Genomic DNA, 1,113 nt, shown 5'->3' with positions numbered 1-1,113 from the left:
TTGTAACTTCCCTTGGCCCGCGTTTGGCGCTGTAGTGCGTGTCGCGGTGGCGGATGAGAGACCGCATGACCTTTGGGCTTGCAAGCCCGTGGGAGAGCTCGGGTCATCATCCGCCGTTCCATCGAACCCGAACAGTCGCCAGGGCCGCTCGCGAAGCCCGCTTAGGCAAGGATGGGACAAGATGGATGTGATCGTTGGCATCGATGTTTCCAAGGAACGGCTGGATGTGCATGTGCTTCCGGCCGGGGACAGTTTCTTCGTCGGCAATGATCATGCCGGCGTGGATGAACTGGCCAGGCGGCTTACCCGGGCGAAGGCCGGGATCGTGGCGTTGGAGGCGACCGGCGGTTACGAGATGCTTGCAGCCGCAGGCCTGTCTTCGACCGGCTTTGCGGTGGTCGTGGTCAATCCGGCGCAGGTGCGTTCCTATGCCCATGCCCTGGGCAAGCGCGCCAAGACCGATCCGATCGATGCGGCCGTGATCGCAGCCTTCGTGGCCGCAACAAGCCCCGAGATCCGGCCGTTGCGCGATGAGGAAAGCGAGGTCTTCTCGGCCATCGTTTCGCGCCGCCGCCAGATCGTGCAGATGATCACGGCGGAAGAGAACCGGGCGCGGATGGCCCTGGCGAAGGAGACGAACAAGAGCATCAGGCGGCTGCTTGCCGCGCTGAGGCGTGAACTGGAAAGCCTGGATGGCGATCTGGACGGGCGCATTCGCAAATCGCCCTTGTGGCGGGTGCGCGAGGCCCTTCTGACGTCGGTGCCGGGCGTGGGGCCGACCACGGCCCGCACGCTGATTGCCGAGATGCCGGAACTGGGCAGCCTCGACCGGCGCCGGATCGCGTCATTGGCGGGCGTTGCACCGTTCACGCGGCAGTCGGGCAAGTGGCGCGGCAAGAGCTTCATCGGTGGCGGGCGCAGCCGGGTGCGGGCCGTGCTGTTCATGGCCGCTCTCGTGGCGGCCCGCCACAACCCGGTCCTCAAGGCTTTCCGCGACCGTCTCGTTGCTGCCGGAAAGCCGAAGATCGTCGCCATCGTCGCGACCATGCGAAAGCTCCTCACCATCCTCAACGCCATCATCCGGGACGGAAAACCATGGCAAAGCGCTTGACT

At 65.2% G+C, this 1,113-nt stretch carries 1 protein-coding gene; it reads left to right on the top strand.

The genetic code is table 11. The annotated features are described in order from the left end of the window. Positions 1-181: 181 nt before the first annotated feature. Complete coding sequence (locus L0976_RS28535) at positions 182-1,111, top strand: IS110 family transposase (protein ID WP_234190770.1); 930 nt, start codon at positions 182-184, stop codon at positions 1,109-1,111. The last annotated feature ends 2 nt before the right edge of the window (positions 1,112-1,113 follow it).

It is taken from the genome of Shinella sp. NM-101 (assembly GCF_021401195.1).
Classification (GTDB): Bacteria; Pseudomonadota; Alphaproteobacteria; order Rhizobiales; family Rhizobiaceae; genus Shinella.
This window is presented reverse-complemented; position numbering and strand designations above follow the sequence as displayed.

What these genes read in the sequence shown, in the direction of transcription:
- L0976_RS28535 (WP_234190770.1), top strand. Translation starts at nt 182, where the DNA reads ATGGATGTGATCGTTGGCATCGATGTTTCCAAGGAACGGCTGGATGTG.